We start from the raw sequence: 23,378 nt of genomic DNA, 5'->3' as shown, positions 1-23,378 counted from the left end.
GTGCGCGACTGACCCGGATGGCCCGGGTCGAGGGCTGCTGCTCGGGCGTCCGGGCGGGCGTCCGGGCGGGCGTCCGGGCGGGCGTCCGGGCGAGTGCTGGACCGGCCGCCGGGAGAAGCGGGAGGGGTCTGCGGTCGCTACGGACCTGATCGCATGGATGGATCACGGTGGGCGATCCATCCATGCGATCAAGTCTGTAGCGTGCCCAACCCCTACCCGGCTGCTGGCTGTGCAGGCCGGCCTGCGGCCGGACCGGGCTGGGTCGAAACCAGGCCCCGCCCGCCCGGCCGTGCCGTGCCGTGGTGCGTCGTGCCGTGCCGGGCTGCGTCGTGCCGTGCCGGGCTGCGTCGTGCCCTGGCGGGCGGGGCTGCGTCGCGCCGAGCCCGACGACGAGGAGGCGGTGGAATTCCTGGTCGAGGCGGGCGCCCGCCGACTGTCGGCCGCGGGCGGTCACGCGGCGAGCATGCCGGCGGCAGGGTACGGCTCGCGGAGCGTGAACGCCTCCGGCGACGGGCCGCTGCGGCGCAGCAGGTCCAGCCGTTCGGCGGCCTCGGCGGTGGTCGGCGGGACGTCGGCGGGGATCCATCACAGCACGAGGTGGGGCCCGTCGAGGGGAACGAACCACTCCGCGCAGCCCGGTCGGGCCCGGGTCGGGGCTGTACGCCCTGGCCGTCGTCGCCCACCAGACCTTCGAGCAGTGCCAGGTTCAACCCGCAGACCGGCCCAGGATGCGCCTGGGCCAGGGCGTGGGACGGGCAGTTGCGCAGCCGGATCGTCCTGTCGGCATCCTCGAACGGCTCGTGGCCCAGCGCCTCGAGGCACGGAATCACCTCGCCCCCGGCGAGCTTCGCTCCCTGCTCGTGGGCGGCCGCGTAGGCCGCCGGCTCCACGCCGGCCCGCTCGATCGCACTCGCCAGCTACGCTGCCTGTCCCGCCCGCAACTCACACCGCCATCGGTTGCCGATCTCCGCCGCGCGACGTTTGCTGGACCGGTGGACTACTCATGGCTTCGTGCTCCTGCCGCCCAGGTGGCCGGGACGGCGCGGACGCTGCTGGGCTGGGAGATCTCGGCCGGTGGTGTGCGGATCAGGCTGACCGAGGTCGAGGCGTACGCCGGTACCGGGGAGGACCCGGCCTCGCACGCCCATCGGGGGCCCACCCCCAGGACCAGGGTCATGTTCGGGCCGGCCGGACATGCCTACACCTACTTCGTGTTCGGTGTGCACTGGTGCCTGAACATCGTCTGCGGCGGTGACGGCGAGGCTGCGGCGGTCCTGCTTCGAGCGGGTGAGGTCGTCGACGGATCGGACATCGCCCGCAAGCGTCGAGGAGAGGTGGCGGACCGTGACCTGGCGCGCGGGCCGGCCCGGCTGGTGGTCGCGCTGGGGGTCACCGCCGAGGCGAACGGCACATCCGTGATCGACGGCAGCGGTCCGCTTCTGCTGACGCCACCGGAGCGTCCGGTCACGCCGTCGGAGATCTCCGCCGGCCCGCGAGTCGGAGTCGCCGCCGCACACGACGTCCCGTGGCGCTTCTGGGTCACCGGCGACCCCACCGTCAGCAGCTACCGCCGCCATGTCCCGCGACGACGGAATAGTTGATTCGTCAAATATGTTGTGCGCGGCGTCCGGGACGCCAGCAGGGCCCCGGTCCGAGACGCGAGGAACTGGTCATGCAGTTCGGGGTCTTCACCGTCGGCGAGCACCACAACCCGCCGTTCGTGCCGTCGTCGCCCACCACCATGCTGGGCTGGATCGCGGCCCGCACCGAGCGGCTGCTGCTCTCCACCTCGACCACGCTGATCACCACCAACGACCCGGTGAAGATCGCCGAGGACTACGCCATGCTCCAGCACCTGGCAGACGGCCGGGTGGACCTGATGATGGGGCGCGGCAACACCGGCCCGGTCTACCCGTGGTTCGGCCAGGACATCCGCAACGGCATCCCGCTCGCCATCGAGAACTACGACCTGCTGCACCGGCTGTGGCGGGAGGACGCCGTCGACTGGAAGGGGCGCTTCCGCACCCCGTTGCAGTCGTTCACCTCGACCCCACGCCCGCTCGACGGCGTCCCGCCGTTCGTCTGGCACGGCTCCATCCGCAGCCCCGAGGTCGCCGAGCAGGCCGCGTACTACGGCGACGGGTTCTTCGCCAACCACATCTTCTGGCCCAAGGAGCACACCCAGCGGATGGTCGGGCTCTACCGGCAGCGCTTCGCCCACTACGGCCACGGCTCTGCGGAGCAGGCCATCGTCGGGCTCGGCGGGCAGGTGTTCGTCCGGAAGAACTCGCAGGACGCCGTCCGGGAGTTCAGACCGTACTTCGACAACGCCCCGGTCTACGGGCACGGGCCGTCGCTGGAGGACTTCAGCCGCCAGACCCCGCTGACCGTGGGCAGCCCGCAGCAGGTCATCGACCGCACCCTCGGCTTCCGGGAGTACGTCGGCGACTACCAGCGCCAGCTCTTCCTGATCGACCACGCCGGCCTGCCGCTGAAGACCGTGCTGGAGCAGCTCGACATCCTCGGCGAGGAGGTGATCCCGGTGCTGCGCAAGGAGTTCGACTCGCTGCGTCCCGCGCACGTACCCGAGGCTCCCACCCACGCCGCGCTGGTCGCGGCCCTCACCACCGACTTCGCGCAGCTGCTCGGCGGACGGGAGGACTGAGCCTCAGTCGTACGGGTGGGCGATGAGCACCGGACAGTGCGCGTGCTGCACCAGCGCCTGGCTGACCGAGCCGAGCAGCAGCCCGGTGAACCCGCCCCGGCCCCGGGTGCCGACGGCCACCAGGGACGCCGCCCCGCTCGCCTCCACCAGCCCCTGCACCGCGCCGGCCGCCCGTACCGGATGCTCGCGTACCACCAGGTCCGGGTGTTCGGCGCGGACCGCCGTGGACGCCTCGGCGAGCAGCCGCACCGCCTCCGCCTGGTACGCGACCTGCGACTCCTCGACCTCCTCCGGCACCGGACGGTCCCCGTCGGGCGGGCCGACGTGCACCAGCACCAGCGGCACCCCGCGCAGCGCCGCCTCCTCGGCGGCCTGGCCGACGGCCAGCCGTGCCCCGTCCGAGCCGTCCACCCCGGCCAGCACCGGCCCGTCGACCGGGATCGGCTGCTCCTCGGGCCGCACCACAAGTACCGGGCAGTGCGCGTGCGCCGAGACCTGGCTGCCCACCGAGCCGAGCAGCAGCCCGGCGAAGCCACCCAGCCCGCGACTGCCCACCACGACGAGCGCGGCGTGCCGGGACGCCTCGACCAGGGACGCGCCCGGCCCACCGGCGACCTGGCGCACCTCCACCGTCAGCCCGGGCCAGCGGTCGACCAGCTCGGCCGCCGCCTTCTCCAGCATCCGCCGGGACTCCTCGGTGGGCGCCGGCAGCCCCAGGTCGTACGGGTTGAGCGGCACCCCGTAGCCGAGCGGGTGCAGGTACCCGTGCACCAGGTGCAGCGGCAGGCGCCGCAGCACGGCGGCGCGGGCCGCGTGTTCGGCGGCGACCAGGCTCGACGGCGATCCGTCGACGCCCACCACGACAGGTCGGTTCATCGGCACTCCCCGGGGTCGGTCCGATCATTGTCGACGTGCCCGCCCCGTGTCGCCGGCATTCGGCCGGGACGCGCCGTCGCGTCCGGCCCGCAGCCCCCGCCCGGTGAGGGGCCGACTCGCCGGCGGCGGGGTGGCGGGCCGGGTGCCCGCACGTCCGCGCCGGCCGGGAAAGCGGCCGGCGCGGACGGTGCCGGGTCAGGAGTTGCCGTCCTCCTTGTGGTGCCGCAGGATCGCCAGCGGGCTGTGCGAGTGGTGCAGCACCGCATGGCTCACCGAGCCCAGCAGCAGCCCGGTGAAGGCGCCCCGACCGTGCGCGCCGACCACGGTCAGCTGTGCCGTGGCGGACTGCTCCACCAGCACCCGGGCCGCCGAGCCGTGCGCGACGAGCTGGCGCACCGGCACGTCCGGGTACTTCTCCGCCCAACCGGCCACGGCTTCGGCCAGCACCCGCTGCTCCTCGGCGGCGACCGCGTCCACGTCGTACACCAGCGGAAGCATGTCGCCGGGGCCGAGCGACGTCGGGGTCAGCCAGGCGTGCACCGCCACCACCGAGGTGCCGCGCAGCGACGCCTCCTCGAACGCGAAGCCGATCGCCTCGGTGGACAGCGCCGAGCCGTCCACGCCGACCAGCACCGGTCCGTCGGCCCGCGGCTCGCCCTTGACCACCAGCACCGGGCAGTCGGCCCGGGCGGAGACCTGTACGGCCGACGAGCCGATCAGCAGCCCGCCGAAGCCGCCCAGGCCCCGGTTGCCGAGCACGATCAGCGCCGCGTCGCGGGACTCGCGCAGCAGCACCGGCGTGGGCGCGCCGTCGATCAGCTCACCGGTCACGGCGAGGTCCGGGGCGATCTTGCCGGCCTCGGCGACCGCGTCCGTGACGTACCGCTCGGCCTGGGGTCGCAGGCCCGCGTCCGGCGGGCCGCCGGACGCGGGTCCGAGCGGCTGGCCCAGCAGCGGCCAGATGAACGCGTGCACCACCCGCAGCGGACGGTGCCGCAGCGCGGCCTCCCGGGCGGCGAACCGTACGGCGTCCAGGGCGGTGGCGGAACCGTCCACACCCACTACGACGGGAGCACCGGATCTGATGGTCATCACGTCCTCCTTCTTCTGTCCTCAGTATCTTCCCGCGTCGCGGCGACGGTCAGAGGCGTCGGACATCCGGACCCGGGTCCTTCGTCCCGCCCCCCGGAGGCCGTCGCACCACGATCGACGAGGGCCCGGGGGAGCGGGTACGGCGGTCAGGGGGTGGCGCCACGCGGACCGGGTACGACGGTGGGCGCGTCCTCGTCGGGCCGGGGCCGACGGCGGGCGAGCCGCAGCGCGAGACCGGGCAGCGCGCTGACCGCCGCGCAGGCCAGCAGCACGTCCGCGCCCAGCGGGTCGGTGCCGAGCAGCTCCCGCAGCGGGCCGACGAGCACCCCGGCGACCTGCAACACCGCCGACACGGCGACCGCGACGAGCAGCCCCGGGTTGGCCCGCCGCGCGCCCGCCGGACGGGGTGCCCGCACCGCCAGCGCCACGCCGAGCTGCGCCAGCCCGAGGACCACGAACACCACCGACTGCCAGGGCAGTTCACGGGCGGCGGCGAACACCCCGGCGCCGAGCACCACGGCCGCGATCAGCGCACCGGTGACCAGGACGTCCCGGCCCAGCCCGCCGCCGAGCACCGACTCCTGCGGCGAGCGGGGCGGGCGGCGCAGCGTGCCCGGCTCGGCCGGTTCCGCCCCGAGCGCCACCCCCGGCAGCCCGTGGGTGAGCAGGTTGACCCAGAGGATTTGCGCCGGCAGCAGCGGGACGGCCAGCCCGAACAGCGGACCGATCAGCATCACCAGGATCTCCGCGACGCCGCCGGAGAGCCCGTAGCGCAGGAACCGGCGGATGTTGTCGTAGATCCGGCGTCCCTCACCGATCGCGGTGGCCACGTTGGACAGGTCGTCGTCGACCAGCACCAGGTCGGCGGCCTGCCGGGCGACCTCCGTGCCGCCGCCCATCGCCACCCCGATGTCGGCGCGGCGCAGCGCCGGGGCGTCGTTGACCCCGTCACCGGTCATCGCCACGACGTGCCCCCGCGACTGGAGGCCGGCGATGATGTCGAGCTTCTGCTCCGGCTGGGTGCGGGCGAAGACCCGGGTCTCCGGGTGCGCGGCGGTCGGATCGTCGTCGTCGCCCCGGGCCAGGGGGTCACCGTCGCGCCACAGGCCCAGTTGACCGCCGATCGCGGCGGCGGTGGCCGGGTGGTCGCCGGTGATCAGCAGCAGCCGCACCCCGGCGGCGTCGAAGCTCTCGGCGATCTCCGGGGCGCCGGCGCGCAGCGGGTCGCCGACGGCGACCAGGCCCGCCGGCCGCAGCCCGGTCGGCGCGGCCGGGTCGGGCGGCGTGTCCACCAGGGCGGTGGCCACCGCGAGGACCCGCAGCCCTTCACCGGCGAGCCGGTGCGCGGCGGCGGTCAGCTCGGCGAGCTCCTCGGTGCCTGCGTCGACCAGGGGCGCGGCCAGCACGCTCTCCGGCGCGCCCTTGCAGACCACCAGGTACCGCCGGTCGCAGGACCGGTGCACCGTGACCATCCGCCGGGTGGCCTGGTCGAACGGGTGCTCGGCGACCCGGGGCCAGGCGGCGCGGGTGCTCTGCGGGTCGAGGCCGGCCCGGGCCGCGAAGGCGACCAGCGCCGCCTCCAGCGGATCGCCCACCGCGCCCCAGTCGGGTCGCTCGTCGTCCGGCGGCGACAGCGCGGCGTCGTTGCAGAGCAGCCCGGCGCGCGCCAGCCGGCGCAGCTCCTCCGGTACGACCACGGTCGTGCCGTCCCGGTGCACCGTGCCGTGCGGGGCGTAGCCGGCCCCGGTCACCCCGTACGGGGTGCCGTCGGCGGTGACGGCCGCCTGCACCGCCATCCGCCCCTCGGTGAGGGTGCCGGTCTTGTCGGAGGCGATCACGGTCACCGAGCCGAGCGTCTCCACCGCGTGCAGCCGGCGCGGGATCGCGTGCGCGCCGGCCATCCGGCGGGCGCCCAGGGCCAACGCGAGCGTCACCACCGCCGGCAGCGACTCGGGCACCGCCGCGACCACCAGGCTGACCGCGGTGATCGCCATGTCCACCACCGGCCGCCCGCCGAGCACCCCGACGGCGAACACCAGCCCGGACAACGCCACCACCACGAGCCCGAGCACCCGCCCGAGCGCGGACAGCCGGCGCTGCAACGGAGTGGCGGTGGGGCGGGTGCCGGCGACCAGCGCGCTGATCCGGCCCAGGGCGCTCGCGCCGGCGGTGCGGACCACGGTGCCGGCGCCCCTGCCGGTGGTCACCACCGTCCCGGCCAGGACCTCCTGCCCGACCTCCCGCCCGACCGGCACCGCCTCACCGGTCAGCGCCGACTCGTCCAGGTGCAGCCGGCTCGCCTCGGCCAGCGACAGGTCGGCCGGGACGACGTCGCCGGCCTCGACGCGTACCAGGTCACCGCGGACGACGTCGGCGGCGGGCACCACCATGTCGACACCGTCGCGGACCACCCGGGCGGTCGGCGCGGCGAGCCGGTCCAGCGCGGCGATAGCGTGGTCCGCGCGGACCTCCTGCACCACCCCGATCACCGTGTTCACCACGACGACCAGGACGATCACCACGGTGTCCGGGAGGTCGCCGAGCAGCGTGGTGACCACGGCGGCGGCGAGCAGCAGCGCGACCAGCGGATCGGTGAGCTGGCGCAGGACCCGGACGGCGAGGTGCCGGCGGGGCGGTGGGAGCACCGAGTTCGGCCCGTCGGCGCGCAACCTGGCGGCGGCCTCGTCGGCGCGCAGCCCGGCCGGGACGGCCGGGCGCTGCACGGCGCCTTCCAACGTCCCGCCTCGTCCGCCGGTCGTCGTCACCGGTGTCCCCCCGCCTCGTTGCGGCGCGTCGCGGGCACGCCGTCCCGTTCCACCATCCCGCCGCGATGGTGTCACGGGCAGAGGCGTTGCGCCCGCCGGGCCCGGGACCAACGGCCCTGACGTCGTCGCCCTGAACAGGAGTCGGATGGGGACAGGACCAGCGACAGGGATGTCGACGTGTCCACCGTCACCACCGTGGAGCACGGTGGGAAGCGCTGAGCCGACCGCAGGGGCCCGGTCGTCCGCCGGGCCCCGCCCGTTACCGGAGGGACCTCGCATGACGCCACTGGAGATGCTCCGTGAACACCCCTTCCTGGCCGGCCTGCCGCAGGAGTGGCTGCCCCGGCTGACCGGGTACGCCCGGCCGGTGGTCTGGCACCCCGGCCATCGACTGTTTCGGGCCGGGCAGCCGGCGGAACGGTTCTGGCTCGTCCGCGGCGGCGAGGTGGCACTGGACTTCCCGGTGCCCGGACGAGGTGACGTGGGGATCGAGACGATCGGCCCGGGCGGGGTGTTGGGCTGGTCCTGGCTCTTCCCGCCGTACCGCTGGCAGTTCGGGGCGGTCGCCGTGCGGCGTACCCCGACGGTGGAGTTCACCGCCGAGGGGGTGCGCCGGCTGATGGCGTCCGACGACCACCTCGGCCGGGAGTTGACGACCCGGTTCATGGCCGTGGTGGTGGACCGGCTCCAGGCGTCCCGGGTCCGGCTGCTGGACCTGTACGGCTATCCGACGTCCTCGGCGAGCTGAGCCGGCCCGGGTGACCCGTCAGTAGACGGTGACGCCCCGCTCGGCGAACTGGCCCCGGACCCGGTCCAGCAGTTCCGGCGTGGGCGGCTCGGTGTCGGCGAGCGGGAAGGTCAGCCCCAGGTCGGCGTACTTGTGCGCGCCGAGGCGGTGGAACGGCAGCACCTCCACCCGCTGCACGGTGGCCAGTTCGGCGGCGAAGTCGGCCACCCCCGCCACGTTCTCCTCCGCGTCGGTGAGCCCGGGCACCAGCACGAACCGGATCCAGATCGGGGTGCCCCGCTCGGCCAGCCGCCGGCCGAAGCGCAGCGTCGGCGCGACCGACCCGGTCCGGGTCACCCGCCGGTACGTCGCCGGATCCCACGACTTCACGTCCAGCAGCACCAGGTCGGTGGCATCGAGGAGGGCGTCGTCGGCGCGTACGCCGAGGAAGCCGGAGGTGTCCAGCGCGGTGTGCAGGCCCAGTTCGTGGCAGCGGCGCAGCACCTCGCCGGTGAACCGGGGCTGCAGCAGCGGTTCACCCCCGCTGAGCGTCACCCCGCCCCCGGCGACCTGGATGAACCGCCGGTACCGGCTGATCTCGGCGATCAGCTCGTCCACCGTGCGGTGCCGGCCGCTGCGCCGGTACCAGGTGTCCGGGCTGTGGCAGTAGCGGCAGCGCAGCGGGCAGCCGGCGAGGAACGTCACGAACCGGGTGCCCGGCCCGTCCACCCCGACCGAGATGTCCCAGGAGTGCACCGCCCCGGTCAGCTCGCCGCCGGCCCCTCCCCGCCCGGCCGCGTCGTCGGGCGTGCGGGCGGGCACCGGTCCGGCGGGACCGCCGCCGGCCGGGGCGGGTACGCCGGGCAGGCCCGTGCGCCCGGGCTCGGTGAGCCCGGGCGGCGAGGGCGGGCGGACGGTCACAGCGACCCGTGGAAGGTCCGGGACACCACGTCCCGCTGCTGTTCCGGGGTGAGCCGGACGAAGTTCACCGCGTACCCGGAGACCCGCACGGTGAGCTGCGGGTAGCGCTCCGGGTGCGCCATCGCGTCGACCAGGGTGGCCCGGTCCAGCACGTTGACGTTCAGGTGGAACCCGCCGGAGTCGGTGTAGGCGTCGAGCACCCCGGCCAGGTTGTCGATCCGTTCGGACCGGGTGCGGCCCAACCCGTCGGGGGTGACCGTGCCGGTCAGCGAGATGCCGTCCCGGGCGGCGTCGTACGGCAGCTTCGCCACCGACAGCGCGGCCGCGACCAGGCCGTGGGTGTCCCGGCCGTTCATCGGGTTCGCCCCCGGCGCGAACGGCTCACCGGCGCGCCGGCCGTCCGGGGTGTTGCCGGTGTGCTTGCCGTAGACCACGTTGGAGGTGATGGTCAGTACCGACATGGTCAGCTCGGCGTCGCGGTAGGTGCGCTGCCGGCGCAGCTTCTCGGCGAACGTCTCCACCAGCCACACCGCGATGTCGTCGGCCCGGTCGTCGTTGTTGCCGAAGGTCGGCACCTCGCCCTCGACCGCGTAGTCGATCGCCAGGCCGGTCTCGTCGCGCAGCACCTTGACCGTGCCGTACCTGATCGCGGCGAGGCTGTCCACGGCGACGGAGAGCCCGGCGATGCCGGTGGCCATGAAGCGGCGCACCGGGTGGTCGTGCAGCGCCATCTCCAGCCGCTCGTAGGCGTACCGGTCGTGCTGGTGGTGGATGACGTTGAGCGCGTCCACGTACGTCGCGGCCAGCCAGTCCAGCGTCTTGTCGTACGCGGCCAGCACCTCGGCGTGGTCGAGCGTCTCGCCGCCGACCGGCGGGGTCGCCGGGGCCACCTGTTCGCCGGTGATCTCGTCCCGGCCGCCGTTGATCGCGTACAGCAGCGCCTTGGCCAGGTTGGCCCTGGCCCCGAAGAACTGCATGTCCCGGCCCACCCGCATCGCCGAGACGCAGCAGGCGATCGCGGTGTCGTCGTCGTACGCGGGGCGGATCAGCTCGTCGTTCTCGTACTGGATGGCGCTGGTGTCCAGCGACACCTGGGCGCAGAACCGCTTGAACCCGACGGGCAACTGCGGCGACCAGAGCACGGTCAGGTTCGGCTCGGGCGCCGGGCCGAGGTTGTAGAGGGTCTGCAGGTAGCGGAAGCTGGTCCGGCTGACCAGTGGTCGCCCGTCGGCGCCCATCCCACCGAGCGACTCGGTGACCCAGGTGGGGTCGCCGGAGAAGAGCTGGTCGTACTCGGGGGTGCGCAGGAACCGGACGATCCGCAGTTTGATCACGAAGTCGTCGACCAGCTCCTGGGCGTCGCTCTCGGTCAGCCGTCCCTCGGTCAGGTCACGGCGCAGGTAGGCGTCGACGAAGTTCGCCGTGCGGCCCAGCGACATCGCCGCGCCGTTCTGCTCCTTGGTGGCGGCCAGGTACGCGAAGTACAGCCACTGGATCGCCTCGCGGCCGGTCGTCGCCGGGGCCGAGATGTCGTAGCCGTAGCCGGCGGCCATCTGCCTCAGCTCGCCGAGTGCGCGGATCTGCTCGGCCAACTCCTCGCGGTCGCGGATGACCTCGTCGGTGGAGGGCCGCTCGTCCAGCGCCGCCTTGAGCGCCTTCCGCTCGGCGACGAGCCGGTCGACGCCGTAGAGCGCCACCCGCCGGTAGTCGCCGATGATCCGGCCCCGGCCGTACGCGTCGGGCAGGCCGGTGATGACGTGCGAGCGCCGGGCGGCGAGCACGTCGGCCGGGTACGCGTCGAAGACCGCGTCGTTGTGCGTCTTGCGGTAGCTGGTGAAGATGCGGTGCACCTCCGGGTCGGGCTCGAAGCCGTACGCCTTCAGCGCGGTCTCCACCATCCGCAACCCACCGGCCGGCATGATCGCCCGGCGCAGCGGCGCGTCGGTCTGCAGCCCGACGATCAGCTCCCGGTCCCGGTCGATCCAGCCGGGCCCGTGTGCGGTGATGGTCGACGGGGTGGCCGCGTCGACGTCGAGGACCCCACGCCGACGCTCCTCGACGAAGAGCGTCTTCAGCGCGCCCCAGACCGCCAGGGTCCGGGCGGTCGGCCCGGTCAGGAACGCGGCGTCCCCGGTGTACGGCTCGTGGTTGGCGCGGACGAAGTCGGCGACGTCGACGGTGTCGCGCCACGCGGCGCCGGTGAAGCCGCGCCACGGGTCGAGGTGTGCGTTGCCGGTCATGAGGGGTCCCTCCAGGAGGTGCGCCGGCGGGTCTGCGGGCCGCCGGACGGTCGTCGGGGGCCGGACGGCGGTCACGGCCGCAGCACCAGGCGGGCGGCGACCCGGCCGGCCAGCACGTCCTGCACCGCCTCGTTGATCTCGTCGAGCTTGCGCACCTCGTACGCGACCCGGGTGTGGCCGGCGGCGTGCAGCCGGAACACCTCGGCCAGGTCGGCGCGGGTGCCGACGATCGAGCCGATCACGGTGATGCCCTTGAGCACGGTCTCGAAGACCGGCAGGGTGAAGCCGTTCTCCTTCGGCAGCGACACCAGCACCAGCCGCCCGCCCCGGCGCAGGCAGCGGTGGGCCTGCGCGATCACGGCAGGGCTGGCGGCCAGGACGATCGCCACGTCCGCCCCGCCGAGCGCGGTGACCGCCTCGACCGGGTCGACCTCGGCCGCGTTCACGGTGTGCGTGGCGCCGAGGGCGCGGGCCAGGTGCAGCTTCTCGTCCGTCACGTCCACGGCGACGGTCTCGCCGCCGAACAGCTGCGCGTACTGCTGGGCGAGGTGCCCGAGCCCGCCGATGCCGAAGACCGCCACCCGGTCGCCGGGCCGTACCGCGGCCACCTTCACCGCCTTGTACGTGGTGACACCCGCGCAGGTCAGCGGGGCCGCCTCGAACGGGTCGACCCCGTCCGGGACGCGGACGGCGTAGCGGGCCGAGGCGACCGCGTACTCGGCGTGCGCGCCGTCGACGGAGTAGCCGGTGTTGCGCTGCGCCTCGCAGAGCGTCTCCCAGCCGGAGACGCAGTAGTCGCAGGTGCCGCAGGCCCAGCCGAGCCAGGGCAGGGCCACCCGGTGGCCGACGGCGTGCTCGGTGACGCCCACGCCGACCCGCTCGACGATGCCGACGCCCTCGTGGCCCGGCACGAACGGCGGGTTCGGCTTGACCGGCCAGTCACCGCGGGCGGCGTGGATGTCGGTGTGGCAGAGCCCACTCGCCTCGATCCGGACCAGGATCTCGCCGGGGCCGGGCTCCGGCACCGGCACGTCGAAGATCTCCAGTGGCTGGTCGAACGAGGTGACGACGGTCGCGCGCATCGGGGGCCTCCCAGGTCTTCTTCGCTTCCAGGACCAGCCTCCGCCGCCGGCGCCGCAGCGGGCAGGGGCGCAGGACCACGACCGCCCGGGACCAAAGACCCCCACCCCTCCCGCCGCCCGTTCGGCGGGCGCGTGGCCGCCTGCGTCACCACGCGGACCCGACCTCGAGGATCCGTGCCCTTCGCAGAGAGATGAGGGCCTGTTCGACGGGGAACGGGCCCTCGTTCCGCGAACGTTCGGGTGCGGGTGTTGTCGGGGTGGAGTGCCGTTGCGGGGCGTACCCCGGAACAGGCCGGTGGGTGGGCGGCGGTGCCGCCGGGGCCGTGGGCCGGCCCCGGCGGCACCGGGGGTCAGCGTTCGGCGACCAGCCGGCGGGCCCGCAGCACGCGGGCCCACCACGGCCGGGGCGTCGCCGGGCGCAGCGCCGGGGCGCGGGTCCCGCGCAGGCTGACCCAGCCGCCGGGGCCCATCGTCACCGCGCCGATCGCCGGTGGCCGGCGCCGGCCCACCACCGCCACCGCCGTGGCCAGCAGCGCCACGGCGACCGCGCCGGCCGCGGCGGCGAGCACCTGGTCCGGGTCCGGCACCGACCGGTAGCGGACCCGTCCGCCGGCCAGGACGAACGCCCCGACGGCCCGCCCGTCGCGGGTCACCGGCACCAGCGCCGCAGCCGGCGTGCCGGGCAGTTCCAGCACCGGCCCGACGGGCCCCACCGGTACGACCGGCGCGGGCGTCGCCGCCGGCTCCGGGGCCCGCCGGGGCGGCGGGGCCAGCGGGGCGGGGCCGGTGGGGTTGAAGATCGCGGTCATCGCGCTGCCCTCCTATCGGGAGTCGGACGTGCCGGTGGTGGAGTCGACGGCGGCCCGCCCGGCCGCCAGCCGGGCGATCGGCACCCGGTACGGCGAGCAGGAGACGTAGTCCAGCCCGGCGTCGGCGAAGAACGCCACCGACTCGGGGTCGCCGCCGTGCTCGCCGCAGACCCCGACGGTCAGCTCCGGCCGGGTGGCCCGACCCTCCGCCACGGCCAGCCGGACCAGCCGCCCGACGCCCTTGACGTCGATGCTCTCGAACGGGGAGACGGCGAAGATCCCCCGTTGCAGGTACGCGCCGAAGAACGAGCCCTCCACGTCGTCGCGGGAGAACGCCCAGGCGGTCTGGGTCAGGTCGTTGGTGCCGAAGGAGAAGAAGTGCGCCTCGGCGGCGATCTCCCCGGCGGTCAGCGCCGCCCGCGGCACCTCGATCATCGTGCCGATCGGGATCTCCGGCGCCTCCGGCACCCCGGCGAGGACCTGTTCGGCCTCCACCCGGACGGCGGCCAGCTCCTTCACATCGCCGACCAGCGGCACCATGATCTCCGGTCGCGGGTCACCACCGTCGCGCACCCGCTGCGCCGCCGCCTCGGCGACCGCGCGGACCTGCATGGCGAACAGCCCCGGGATCACCAGCCCGAGCCGCACCCCGCGCAGGCCGAGCATCGGGTTCGACTCGTGCATCCGGCGGACCGCGACCAGCAGCCGGCCGTCGCGGCCGGGGTCCTCGCCGAGCGCCTCGGCGCGGGCCACCCGGGCGGTCAGCTCGTGCAGCGGGGGCAGGAACTCGTGCAGCGGCGGGTCGATCAGCCGGATGGTCACCGGCAGCCCGTCCATCGCCGCGAGGATCTCCACGAAGTCGGCCCGCTGCAACGGCAGCAAAGCGTCCAGCGCGGCCGTCACCTCGTCCGGGCCCTCGGCCAGGATCAGCCGCTCCACCAGTTCCCGGCGTTCGCCGAGGAACATGTGCTCGGTACGGCACAGCCCGACCCCGGTGGCGCCGAGCCGGCGGGCCCGGCGGGCGTCCTGCCCGGTGTCGGCGTTGGCCCGCACGCCCAAGCGGCGTACCGCGTCGGCGTGGCCGAGCAGCCGGTGCACCGCCGCGACCAGCGGGTCGGCCTGCGGCTCCAGCTCGCCGGCGAGGTAACGGGCGACGGGGGAGGGCTGCACCGGGACCTCGCCGGCGTAGATCCGGCCGGTGGTGCCGTCGATGGAGATCACGTCCCCGGCCCGGACCACCCGGTCGCCGACGGCGAACTCGCCGCGCTCCGGGTCGATCCGCAGGGCGTCCGCCCCGCAGACGCAGGTACGTCCCATGCCCCGGGCCACCACGGCGGCGTGCGAGGTCTTGCCGCCGCGCGAGGTCAGCACCCCGGCCGCGGCGATCATGCCGGGCAGGTCGTCCGGGTTGGTCTCCCGGCGGACCAGGATCACCGGTTCGGTGGCCGCAGCCGCGGCGGCGGAGTCGAACACCACCCGGCCCACCGCGGCCCCCGGGGAGGCCCCCACCCCGACCGCGACCGGCGTCGGGGCGCCCGACAGGTCGAAGGCCGGAAACATCAGCTGGCCGAGCTGCGCGCCGCTGACCCGCAGCAGCGCCTCGTCCAGGCTGATCAGCCCCTCCTGGACCAGTTGCGCGGCGATCACGAACGCGGCGGCGGCGGTGCGCTTGCCGACCCGGGTCTGCAGCATCCACAGCTGGCCGCGCTCGATGGTGAACTCGATGTCGCACAGGTCGCGGTAGTGCCGCTCCAACGTCGCCATGATCGTCATCAGCCGGCGGAAGCTCGCCGGGTCGATCCGCTCCAGCTCGGGCAGGGGGATCGTGTTGCGGATGCCGGCCACCACGTCCTCGCCCTGCGCGTCGGGCAGGTAGTCGCCGTACACGCCGGGCGCGCCGGTGGCCGGGTCGCGGGTGAACGCCACTCCGGTGCCCGAGTCCGGGCCCAGGTTGCCGAAGACCATCGCCATCACGTTCACTGCGGTGCCGAGGTCGTCCGGGATGCGCTCCTGCCGCCGGTAGATCCGGGCCCGCTCCGAGTTCCACGACTCGAACACCGAGCGGACCGCCAGGTAGAGCTGCTCGTGCGGGGCCTGCGGGAAGTCGTGCCCGACATGCGCGGCGAAGACCTTCTTGTACGTCTCCACCAGGTCGCGCAACTGCTCGGCGCTCGGCCCGGCCGGCCCGGCCGAGGCGCGCAGCGCCTCCAGCTCCCGCTCGAACTCGTCGGCCGGCACGCCGTACACGGTCCGGCCGAACATCTGGATCAGCCGGCGGTACGAGTCCCAGGCGAACCGGTCGTCGCCGGCGCGCGCGGCGAGACCGTGCACGGTCGTGTCGTTCAGCCCGATGTCCAGGATCGTCTCCATCATCCCCGGCATCGAGTACCGGCCGCCGGAGCGGACCGCCAGCAGCAGCGGGTCGTGCCGGTCGCCGAGCCACCGGCCCAGCCGGGCCTCGACCTCCCGCAGGTGGGCGTTGATCTCCTCGAAGAGCCCTTCCGGGGGTTCCCCGGTGCGCAGGTACGCCCGGCAGGCGTCGGTGCTGACGGTGAACCCGGGCGGGACGGGCAGCCCCAGCCGGGTCATCTCGGCCAGGTTCGCGCCCTTGCCACCCAGCAGATCGGCTCTGCTGCGGTCACCCTCGATGAAGTCGTAGACGAACTTGGCCATGGTCCCGGCCTCCACTCCGCTACCGCACGGATTCTCTTTATTCGTTGGTAGCAATGCGCGGGCCTCCGCCGGCAGGGCCGGACGGTACGGGCGGGGGGCCGGAGGTCCCGGAATCGTCGCACCCGGTACGTATCATCCGGCGGTGACCGCCGACCTGCGACTGCGCCCGGTGCGCGACGCCGACCTGCCCCACCTCTTCGCCTACGAGCAGGATTCGCAGGCCGCCTGGATGGCCGCCTTCGGCCCCGCCGACCCGACCGACCGGGCCGCCTTCGACGCGCACTGGGCCCGCATCCGCGCCGACCCGCGCATCGTGGCGCGCACGGTGCTCGTCGACGGCGAGGTGGTCGGGCACGTGAACGCCTTCCCGGTGCAGGAGCGCACCGAGGTCAGCTACTGGATCGACCCGCGGCGCTGGGGCCGGGGGTACGCCACCGCCGCGCTCGCCGCGCTCCTGCGCGAGCTGCCGCAGCGGCCGGTGCACGCCCGCGCCGCCAAGGACAACCGCGCCTCCCTGGCGGTGCTGCGCAAGTGCGGCTTCGTCGTGGTCGGCGAGGACGCCGGATTCGCCCACGGCCGTGGCGTCGAGGTCGAGGAATGGGTGCTGGAGCTGCCCGCCGAGGCGGCTGAGCAGGGCGACCACTAGTCTCCCGGGGGTGAACTGGCTGGAACTCGTCGGCTGGGCCGGCTCCGCGCTGCTGGTCTGGTCCCTGCTGCAGACACGCATCCTGCGGCTGCGGGCGCTCAACCTGCTCGGCTGCCTGATCCTGATCGGCTACAACGCCGCCGTCGCCGTCTGGCCCATGGTCGGCCTCAACGTGGTGCTCACCGTGATCAACCTGTGGTACCTGCGGAAGCTGCTGGCCACCCGGCACGACGAGCAGACCTACCAGGCGGTGGAGGTGGGCGTCGACGACCGGTTCCTGGCGCACACCCTGCGGGTGCACTCCGCCGACATCAGCCGGTTCAACCCGGACTTCCGGTGGGAGTCGCACGCCGCCGAGCGCTCGGCGTTCCTGGTCCTCAAGGCCGACGAGGTGGTGGGCGTGGTGCTGTCGCACGCCGAACCGGGCGGGATCGCCCAGATCGACCTGGACTACGTCACCCCGCGGTTCCGGGACCTCACCCCGGGGGAGTTCGTCTACCGGCGCAGCAGCCTCTTCACCGACCGGGGCTTCCGCCGGGTGGTCAGCCCGCCCGGCATGGTCGCCCCCTACTACCACCGGCTCGGCTTCCGCCCCGAGGACGGCACGTACGTGCTCGACCTCCCCGCGCCCGCGCCGGCCTGAGCCGGACCACGCACCCCGGGAGGATTCACCCGGCCCTCCGCGGGGCACAGAGGGGCCTACGCCGGGCGGGTCCTCCGCCCGGCGACGCCGGCCGCGACGCCGGCGTCGGTCGCGGTGAGGGAGAGAGCCGGGCGTGCAGAGCTACTGGAGCCAACTGGCCCTGGTCGGAGTCCTGGTCATCCTGAACGCGATCTTCGCGGGCAGCGAGATGGCGCTGGTGTCGCTGCGGGACAGCCAGCTGCAGCGCCTGGAGCGCACCAGCCGGGCCGGGCGGGTGCTGGCCCGGCTCGCCAAGGACCCGAACCGGTTCCTCGCCACCATCCAGATCGGCATCACCCTGGCCGGCTTCCTGGCCTCGGCCGCCGCCGCGGTCTCCCTGGCCAAGCCCCTGGTGCCGCTGCTCGGCTTCGTCGGCGGCGCCGCCGAGACGGTCGCCATCGTGGTGGTCACCCTCGCGCTGACCTTCGTCACCCTGGTCTTCGGCGAGCTGGCCCCGAAGCGCATCGCCATGCAGTCGGCCGAGCGCTGGGCGCTGCTGGTGGCCCGCCCGCTGGACCTGCTGGCCACCGTCACCCGTCCCGCCGTCCGGGCCCTCGGCGCCGCCAGCGACCTCGTCGTACGGCTGGTCGGGCTGAACCCGGAGCACGAACCCGAGGAGATCGGCCCCGACGAACTGCGGGACATCGTCGCCGGCAACCACGGCTTCACCAAGGAACAGCGGACCATCATCGCCGGGGCGGTGGAGATCGCCGACCGGCAGCTCAAGGCGGTGCTCGTACCCCGGTTGCAGGTCTTCACGCTCGACAGCGGCACCACCGCAGAGGCCGCCCGGCTGGTGCTGGCCGCCACCGGCCACTCCCGGGCCCCGGTGGTACGCCACAACGGCCTGGACGACACGGCCGGGATCATCCACCTGCGCGACCTGGTCGGCGTGCCCGACGACCGCCCGGTCGACGAGATCGCCCGCCCGCCCATGCTGCTGCCCGACTCGCTGCCGGTGGTGGACGCGCTGCGACAGTTCAAGGCCGAACGCCAGCACATCGCCCTGGTGGTGGACGAGCGCGGCGCCGTCGACGGGATCGTCACCCTGGAGGACATCCTGGAGGAGATCGTCGGCGAGATCTACGACGAGGCCGACCGGGACGTGCGCGCGGTCCGTACCGAGGCCGACGGGGCGCTGCTGCTGCCCGGCACCTTCCCCGTGCACGACCTGCCCGACGTCGGCGTCGAGGTGCCCGGCCGTCCGGCCGGCGACTACACCACGGTCGCCGGGATGCTGCTGAGCTGCCTCGGGCACATCCCCACCGTGGCGGGGGAGAACGTCACCGTGGACGGGTGGGAGATCGAGGTGGCCGCCATCGACCAGCGGGCCATCAGCCAGGTACGGCTGCGCCGCGTCGCCGCCGTCGAGGAGGCCGCCGAGGGTGAGCCGATCCTCGACGAGGCCCGCGGCTGACCGCAGCGCCCCCCGCCGGGTGCCGCGCGGTCCGGCCCTGGCCCGGGCCCACCCGTACGGCCTTGACCCGGCCCGGGCTCACCCTTCCGGCCTTGACCCGGCACGGGCTCACCCGTCCGGCCGGCCGAACGGGAAGTCGGGCACCGGCGGCAGGAGCTGCACCTGGTCGGCGGGGAGCTGACGGGTGCTGCGGCTCAACGCCCGGGCCACCAGCCGGATCGCCCACGGCCCGGACGGGTGGCGCTCCGCCCCGATCAGCCGCCCCACCAGGCGGCCCCACCAGTGGCCAGTGACGATCACGTCGGTCAACCGCAGCCGCCCGTGCGGCAAGCCGCCCCGCACCACCACGTCCACCACCCGGCCGAGCCGCCGCCCGTGCAGGTCGTACGCCGTGCGGCCGAGCAGCTCACCCGCTCGCACGGTCGGCCCCCGGGATCCGGTCGATCAGGTGCCGGCGCAGCCACGCCTCCACCGGCGGACGCGGCAGCTCCTCGCCCCGGCAGCGCAGCCACACCGCGCTGTCCATCCGGCTGACCAGGCCGATCGGGATGCGTACCGGCGGCGTCGGCGGGTTCTCGGTGAACCGGTCGGCGACCGCCACCAGCAGCCGGCCGATCCGCCCGCCGATCCGCTGCCCGAGCGCCCCCTGCCCGCTGAGCAGGTACGCCACGTACGGGTAGCCGTCGGAGTCGACGGCGAACTCGACGTCGTCGACCTTGCCGACCAGCCGCCCGGCGGAGTCGACGATCTGCCGGTCGAGCAGTTGCCGGCCGAGCTGGACCCTCATCGCCCCATCCCCGTCGACACCGCCAGCGGGATCGCGGCCACCGACGCCGCCACGATCACCACCAGGAAGACCGCCCCGAGCAGGTTGGACATCCGCCCGTTGACCCGGTCGCCCAGGTACGTACGGTCGTTCGCCACGATCAGGATCGGCAGGTACGTCAACGGCAGCGCCACCGCGCTGACGATCAGCATGTACTCGGTGAGCCGGACCGGGTCGACGGTGGTGGCCAGCACCAGCACCCCGAGCAGGACGCTGACCAGCAGCACGCTGTGGAACCGGGCCGCCTCCCGGGGACTGACCCGCTTGCCCCACTGCCAGCCGAAATACTGCGCGGCTGCGTACGCGGCGGAGAGCCCGGTCTCCAGCGCGGCGCCGAAGGTCACCGCGAAGAACGCCAGCGCGGCGATCGCCAGGCCCACCCCGCCGAACGCGAGGACCACCGGCAGGGCCACCTCGTCGAGGCTCGACAGCGAGGCGCCGTGCGGGTGGAGGACCACCGTCGCGGTGGCCACCAGCGACAGCGCGAGGAAGCCGCCGACGGGGAACCCGACCAGGACGCTCGTCCGGGCGTCGGCGAGGTCCGCGGCGGTCCAGTTCTCCTCCACCCCGCCGGAGGAGAAGAAGAACACCTCGTACGGGCTGACGGTGGAGGCGAACAGCGCCACCGCCACGAACCAGTACGCCCCCCACCCCTGCCCGTACGCCTGCGGGTGCAGCGCCCCGCGAGCCAGCTCCGGCCAGTCGGTCGGCAGCCAGAACAGCGCCACCGCGAAGATCACCAGAGCCAGGCCGGTCAACCCGAAGACCCGCTCCATCAGCTGGAACCGCATCCGCCACAGCACCAGCCACACCGCGAACGCCGCCACCGGCACCCAGAGCAGGTAGCTGACCCGCGACGCCAGTTGCAGCGCCAACGCGACGCCACCCAGCTCGGCCGCCAGGGTGAGCACGGTGACCAGGTAGGAGGCGACCAGGTTGAGCAGCGCCACCCGTGGCCCGAGCCGCTCCCGGACCAGGTCGAACACCGCCCGGCCGCTCACCGCCGCGATCCGGCCGGCCATGTCGGCGTACGCGCAGATGCCGACCACCCCGAGGACCAGCACCCAGGCGTGCCCCATGCCGAACCGCGCTCCGGCCTGGCTCGCCGCCACCAGGTCGCCGATGTCGACGAAGCCCCCGATGGCCGAGAGCACGCCGAGCGTGGCGGCGAGGAGCTTTCTCACGTCGGGTACGGGGCGGCCGGTCTCATCGACGCGACGATATCGGCGTCAGCAGTACCTTTTCCGGCGAACAGGACAGGCGGTGCCCGTCCATCGAGCGGCCTGCCGCCGGCGCGTCCGCACCGGTGCCGGACCGGGCGGTCCGACCTGCGCCGGGTCGACCAGGGGCCGGCCTGCCCGGCTCAGGGGTGGGCGAGGTTCTGCAACCGCACCTGGCCGCGGGAGACCAACCGCCCGTCGGCGTCGGTGATCTCCACCTGCCAGAGCTGCTGGCTGCGCCCCCGGTGCACCGGTGTGCCGACCGCGGTGAGCTCGCCGTCGCGCACCGCCCGGAGGAAGTCCGTCTGGTTCGACACGCCGACCACGGTGCCGCGTCCACCGAGCCAGATCGACCCGCCGACGCTGGCGGCCGTCTCCACCACCGCGCAGTACACCCCGCCGTGCTGGATGCCGAACGGCTGGTGCAGTTCGGGGCGTACCTGCCAGCGGATCACCACCCGGTCGGCGCCGATCTCGTCGAACTTCAGCCCGAGCAGCCCGACCAGGCCACCCGTCATGTCCGGCATCTCCACGACCCGTCCCTCCTCGCCTCGGCCAGGCGCAGCCTAGTCGGCGGGCGGGTCGGGCAAACCCGGTACGGCCCGGTGCCCGGCATGGGGGAGAATCGGTGACCGTGACCGACAGCAACCTCCCGCACGGGCGGGACTCCCTCATCGAAGACCTGCGGTGGCGAGGCCTGATCCAGGACTCGACCGGCCTCGACGAGCTGCGCGACCTGCTCGACGGGGGGAGCGCCACCTTCTACGTGGGCTTCGATCCGACCGCGCCCAGCCTGCACGTCGGCCACCTCATGCAGGTCACCACCGCCCGTCGGCTCCAGCTCGCCGGGCACCGGCCGCTGCTGCTGGTCGGCGGCGCGACGGGGCAGATCGGCGACCCGAAGGAGAGCGCCGAGCGCACCCTCAACCCGCCGGAGGTCGTCGCGGGCTGGGTGCAGCGCATCCGTGACCAGCTCGCGCCCTTCGTGTCGTACACCGGTGAGAACGCGGCGCAACTGGTCAACAACCTGGACTGGACCGGCGAGATGTCGGTGGTCGAGTTCCTCCGCGACGTCGGCAAGCACTTCCCGGTGAACAAGATGCTGGCCCGCGAGGTGGTCAAGGCCCGGCTGGAGACCGGCATCAGCTTCACCGAGTTCAGCTACCAACTGCTCCAGGCCAACGACTTCTTCGAGTTGCACCGCCGGCACGGCTGCCAGCTCCAGTACGGCGGCTCCGACCAGTGGGGCAACATCACCGCCGGGGTCGACTACGTGCGCCGGCGCGGCGCGGGGCCGGTGCAGGCGTTCACCACCCCGCTGGTGACCCGCTCCGACGGCACGAAGTTCGGCAAGACCGAGGGCGGGGCCGTCTGGCTCGACCCCGAGATGACCAGCCCGTACGCCTTCTATCAGTTCTGGGTCAACGCCGACGACCGGGACGTCACCCGCTACCTGCGGTACTTCAGCTTCCGGTCCCGTGAGGAACTCGAGGCGCTGGAGAAGGAGGCGGCCGAGCGGCCGGCGGCCCGAGCCGCCCAGCGGGCGCTCGCCGAGGAGCTGACCACCCTCGTGCACGGTGAGCGGGAGATGGCCCAGGCGGTCGCCGCGAGCCAGGCGCTGTTCGGCCGCGGGTCGCTGGAGGAGTTGACGCCGGAGACCCTGCGGGCCGCGCTGACCGAGGCCGGCCTGGTCCATCTCGACGAGCTGCCGGACGTGGCCGGGCTGCTCAAGGAGTCGGGCCTGGTGCCGAGCATGAAGGAGGCGCGCCGGGTGATCGCCGAGGGTGGCGCGTACGTCAACAACACCCGGGTCACCGAGGTCGACGCGGTGGTCGCCCCGGAGGACCTGCTGCACGGCCGCTACCTGGTCCTGCGCCGCGGCAAGCGGTCCTTCGCCGGGGTCGAGCTGCGGGGATAGCCGTACGACGAGAGTGTGACGTGGGACGCCCCCGGCGGATTTGACGATCAACTCGCCGGGGGCGTAACTTTTTCTCTGCCAGCGCGGAACGGACTAAACAGGGCGAAAGACCTGGGAGGCCGGGCGCGGGACGGGACTTCGGGCTTCGGAGGTTGTGTCTTTCGGAGTTCGGGCCGGGCGGTGCCCCGGATTCGCCGCAGGGCGGATTTGGTGGGGCGGAGCCGACCGGGTATGGTTCCACGTCGGCAGGGAAGCGGGCGGGTTCGTGGGAAACCTCGACCGGCCGTCCTGTCGAGAATCCACGAGATGGGCGGTGAGAGCCGGTCGAATTGTGGTGCCCGGAATTGTGGTGGAAGTGGTGTGGATCGCGACAGAGCGGTTTGACACGGCGGATATCAGCGGGTAACGTAGTAAAAGTGCCCGGCGCGAGAGCGGCGGGTGGTGGGATGAAATGCCCCGGGTCGGGGGCTCCGTGGTTGCGGGGTTTCTGGGCGGTGTGTGGTTGTTCTTTGAGAACTCAACAGGGTGCTTGATAAGCCAGTGCCAATTTGATTTATACCCCGGACTGGTGATCCTTCTTCGGGAGGGTTGTTGGTTGGGATTCCTTTGGCAACACTTTTGTTGTCAGGACATGTTTTCAACAGTTTTTGTTGGAGAGTTTGATCCTGGCTCAGGACGAACGCTGGCGGCGTGCTTAACACATGCAAGTCGAGCGGAAAGGCCCTTCGGGGTACTCGAGCGGCGAACGGGTGAGTAACACGTGAGCAACCTGCCCTAGGCTTTGGGATAACCCCGGGAAACCGGGGCTAATACCGAATA

20 protein-coding genes and 1 rRNA gene are annotated in these 23,378 nt (G+C 73.7%); 8 read left to right on the top strand and 13 right to left on the bottom strand.

Translation table 11 applies throughout. From position 1 onward, the window contains the following. Positions 1–450 precede the first annotated feature (450 nt). Complete coding sequence (locus tag GA0070560_RS30125; protein ID WP_211565960.1) at positions 451–582, bottom strand: DUF3291 domain-containing protein; 132 nt, start codon at positions 580–582, stop codon at positions 451–453. A 410-nt stretch (positions 583–992) separates the two neighbouring features. Here GA0070560_RS30125 and GA0070560_RS23050 point away from each other — a divergent pair, with 410 nt between their 5' ends. Then, positions 993–1,601 (top strand): DNA-3-methyladenine glycosylase, encoded by a 609-nt coding sequence (locus GA0070560_RS23050; RefSeq protein WP_091301366.1) that lies wholly within the window; start codon positions 993–995, stop codon positions 1,599–1,601. 71 nt (positions 1,602–1,672) lie between these two features. After that, on the top strand, positions 1,673–2,665 hold the full coding sequence (locus GA0070560_RS23045; protein WP_245675668.1) for a CE1758 family FMN-dependent luciferase-like monooxygenase: 993 nt from the start codon (positions 1,673–1,675) through the stop codon (positions 2,663–2,665). 3 nt (positions 2,666–2,668) lie between these two features. Here the strand turns inward: GA0070560_RS23045 and GA0070560_RS23040 are convergent, their stop codons facing one another. The 3 genes from GA0070560_RS23040 to GA0070560_RS23030 all read right to left on the bottom strand — a co-directional run bounded on the left by GA0070560_RS23040 (position 2,669) and on the right by GA0070560_RS23030 (position 7,368). Then, a complete protein-coding gene (locus tag GA0070560_RS23040; RefSeq protein ID WP_170839538.1) occupies positions 2,669–3,547 on the bottom strand; it encodes a universal stress protein in 879 nt (292 codons plus the stop codon). Between the two features lie 189 nt (positions 3,548–3,736). Beyond that, positions 3,737–4,633 carry a universal stress protein gene (locus tag GA0070560_RS23035; protein ID WP_091301361.1) on the bottom strand — a complete coding sequence of 299 codons (897 nt, stop codon included), beginning with the start codon at positions 4,631–4,633 and terminating at the stop codon, positions 3,737–3,739. Between the two features lie 146 nt (positions 4,634–4,779). Next, positions 4,780–7,368: a cation-translocating P-type ATPase gene (locus tag GA0070560_RS23030; protein ID WP_170839537.1), complete on the bottom strand. Its 2,589-nt coding sequence runs from the start codon at positions 7,366–7,368 to the stop codon at positions 4,780–4,782. Between the two features lie 307 nt (positions 7,369–7,675). Here GA0070560_RS23030 and GA0070560_RS23025 point away from each other — a divergent pair, with 307 nt between their 5' ends. Then, the gene (locus tag GA0070560_RS23025; protein WP_091301357.1) at positions 7,676–8,146 is read left to right on the top strand and encodes a cyclic nucleotide-binding domain-containing protein; all 471 of its coding nucleotides are present in this window, start codon (positions 7,676–7,678) and stop codon (positions 8,144–8,146) included. 18 nt (positions 8,147–8,164) lie between these two features. Here the strand turns inward: GA0070560_RS23025 and pflA are convergent, their stop codons facing one another. The 5 genes from pflA to ppdK all read right to left on the bottom strand — a co-directional run bounded on the left by pflA (position 8,165) and on the right by ppdK (position 15,850). Then, positions 8,165–8,947 carry a pyruvate formate-lyase-activating protein gene (gene pflA / locus GA0070560_RS23020; RefSeq protein ID WP_211565959.1) on the bottom strand — a complete coding sequence of 261 codons (783 nt, stop codon included), beginning with the start codon at positions 8,945–8,947 and terminating at the stop codon, positions 8,165–8,167. Between the two features lie 95 nt (positions 8,948–9,042). Further along, a complete protein-coding gene (pflB, locus tag GA0070560_RS23015) occupies positions 9,043–11,286 on the bottom strand; it encodes a formate C-acetyltransferase (protein ID WP_091301355.1) in 2,244 nt (747 codons plus the stop codon). 71 nt (positions 11,287–11,357) lie between these two features. Then, positions 11,358–12,368: a zinc-dependent alcohol dehydrogenase gene (locus tag GA0070560_RS23010; RefSeq protein ID WP_091301353.1), complete on the bottom strand. Its 1,011-nt coding sequence runs from the start codon at positions 12,366–12,368 to the stop codon at positions 11,358–11,360. A gap of 350 nt (positions 12,369–12,718) precedes the next feature. Continuing rightward, on the bottom strand, positions 12,719–13,177 hold the full coding sequence (locus GA0070560_RS23005) for a hypothetical protein (RefSeq protein ID WP_091301351.1): 459 nt from the start codon (positions 13,175–13,177) through the stop codon (positions 12,719–12,721). A 12-nt stretch (positions 13,178–13,189) separates the two neighbouring features. Next, positions 13,190–15,850: a pyruvate, phosphate dikinase gene (gene ppdK, locus GA0070560_RS23000; RefSeq protein ID WP_091301488.1), complete on the bottom strand. Its 2,661-nt coding sequence runs from the start codon at positions 15,848–15,850 to the stop codon at positions 13,190–13,192. A 142-nt stretch (positions 15,851–15,992) separates the two neighbouring features. On the opposite strand from ppdK, the gene GA0070560_RS22995 reads away from it, so the two are divergent. The 3 genes from GA0070560_RS22995 (at position 15,993) to GA0070560_RS22985 (ending at position 18,595) form a co-directional block, all read left to right on the top strand. Beyond that, complete coding sequence (locus GA0070560_RS22995; protein ID WP_091301349.1) at positions 15,993–16,496, top strand: GNAT family N-acetyltransferase; 504 nt, start codon at positions 15,993–15,995, stop codon at positions 16,494–16,496. A 10-nt stretch (positions 16,497–16,506) separates the two neighbouring features. Next, positions 16,507–17,139 (top strand): hypothetical protein, encoded by a 633-nt coding sequence (locus tag GA0070560_RS22990; RefSeq protein ID WP_091301347.1) that lies wholly within the window; start codon positions 16,507–16,509, stop codon positions 17,137–17,139. Positions 17,140–17,272: 133 nt separating this feature from the next. Beyond that, positions 17,273–18,595, top strand: a complete 1,323-nt coding sequence (locus GA0070560_RS22985; protein ID WP_091301345.1) for a hemolysin family protein — start codon at positions 17,273–17,275, stop codon at positions 18,593–18,595. 108 nt (positions 18,596–18,703) lie between these two features. On the opposite strand, the gene GA0070560_RS22980 is transcribed toward GA0070560_RS22985, so the two are convergent. The 4 genes from GA0070560_RS22980 to GA0070560_RS22965 form a co-directional block, all read right to left on the bottom strand. Further along, positions 18,704–19,015, bottom strand: a complete 312-nt coding sequence (locus tag GA0070560_RS22980) for a hypothetical protein (protein ID WP_091301343.1) — start codon at positions 19,013–19,015, stop codon at positions 18,704–18,706. After that, positions 19,002–19,382 carry a hypothetical protein gene (locus GA0070560_RS22975; protein ID WP_091301341.1) on the bottom strand — a complete coding sequence of 127 codons (381 nt, stop codon included), beginning with the start codon at positions 19,380–19,382 and terminating at the stop codon, positions 19,002–19,004. Before GA0070560_RS22975 ends, GA0070560_RS22980 begins: the two co-directional genes overlap by 14 nt. Beyond that, positions 19,379–20,605: an NRAMP family divalent metal transporter gene (locus GA0070560_RS22970; RefSeq protein WP_091301339.1), complete on the bottom strand. Its 1,227-nt coding sequence runs from the start codon at positions 20,603–20,605 to the stop codon at positions 19,379–19,381. The genes GA0070560_RS22975 and GA0070560_RS22970 overlap by 4 nt, the downstream gene beginning before the upstream one ends. Before the next feature lie 179 nt (positions 20,606–20,784). Further along, on the bottom strand, positions 20,785–21,168 hold the full coding sequence (locus GA0070560_RS22965; RefSeq protein ID WP_170839542.1) for a PaaI family thioesterase: 384 nt from the start codon (positions 21,166–21,168) through the stop codon (positions 20,785–20,787). A gap of 107 nt (positions 21,169–21,275) precedes the next feature. On the opposite strand from GA0070560_RS22965, the gene tyrS reads away from it, so the two are divergent. Together tyrS and GA0070560_RS22955 are read left to right on the top strand one after the other, a co-directional pair. Next, positions 21,276–22,559 carry a tyrosine--tRNA ligase gene (gene tyrS, locus GA0070560_RS22960; protein ID WP_091301486.1) on the top strand — a complete coding sequence of 428 codons (1,284 nt, stop codon included), beginning with the start codon at positions 21,276–21,278 and terminating at the stop codon, positions 22,557–22,559. Between the two features lie 647 nt (positions 22,560–23,206). Further along, positions 23,207–23,378: ribosomal RNA gene (locus GA0070560_RS22955) — 16S ribosomal RNA — on the top strand; the annotation flags it as partial.

The organism is Micromonospora halophytica (assembly GCF_900090245.1).
Classification (GTDB): Bacteria; Actinomycetota; Actinomycetes; order Mycobacteriales; family Micromonosporaceae; genus Micromonospora; species Micromonospora halophytica.
Note: the sequence above shows the minus strand (reverse complement) of the source record. Positions and strands in the feature narration are given on the sequence as shown.

Excerpts from the sequence above, each read along its gene's own strand:
- pflB (WP_091301355.1), bottom strand. The coding sequence starts at position 11,286 with ATGACCGGCAACGCACACCTCGACCCGTGGCGCGGCTTCACCGGCGCC.
- GA0070560_RS23010 (WP_091301353.1), bottom strand. The coding sequence starts at position 12,368 with ATGCGCGCGACCGTCGTCACCTCGTTCGACCAGCCACTGGAGATCTTC.
- GA0070560_RS23035 (WP_091301361.1), bottom strand. The coding sequence starts at position 4,633 with ATGACCATCAGATCCGGTGCTCCCGTCGTAGTGGGTGTGGACGGTTCC.
- GA0070560_RS22975 (WP_091301341.1), bottom strand. The coding sequence starts at position 19,382 with ATGAGGGTCCAGCTCGGCCGGCAACTGCTCGACCGGCAGATCGTCGAC.
- GA0070560_RS23025 (WP_091301357.1), top strand. The coding sequence starts at position 7,676 with ATGACGCCACTGGAGATGCTCCGTGAACACCCCTTCCTGGCCGGCCTG.
- GA0070560_RS23005 (WP_091301351.1), bottom strand. The coding sequence starts at position 13,177 with ATGACCGCGATCTTCAACCCCACCGGCCCCGCCCCGCTGGCCCCGCCG.
- ppdK (WP_091301488.1), bottom strand. The coding sequence starts at position 15,850 with ATGGCCAAGTTCGTCTACGACTTCATCGAGGGTGACCGCAGCAGAGCC.
- GA0070560_RS22965 (WP_170839542.1), bottom strand. The coding sequence starts at position 21,168 with ATGCCGGACATGACGGGTGGCCTGGTCGGGCTGCTCGGGCTGAAGTTC.
- GA0070560_RS23045 (WP_245675668.1), top strand. The coding sequence starts at position 1,673 with ATGCAGTTCGGGGTCTTCACCGTCGGCGAGCACCACAACCCGCCGTTC.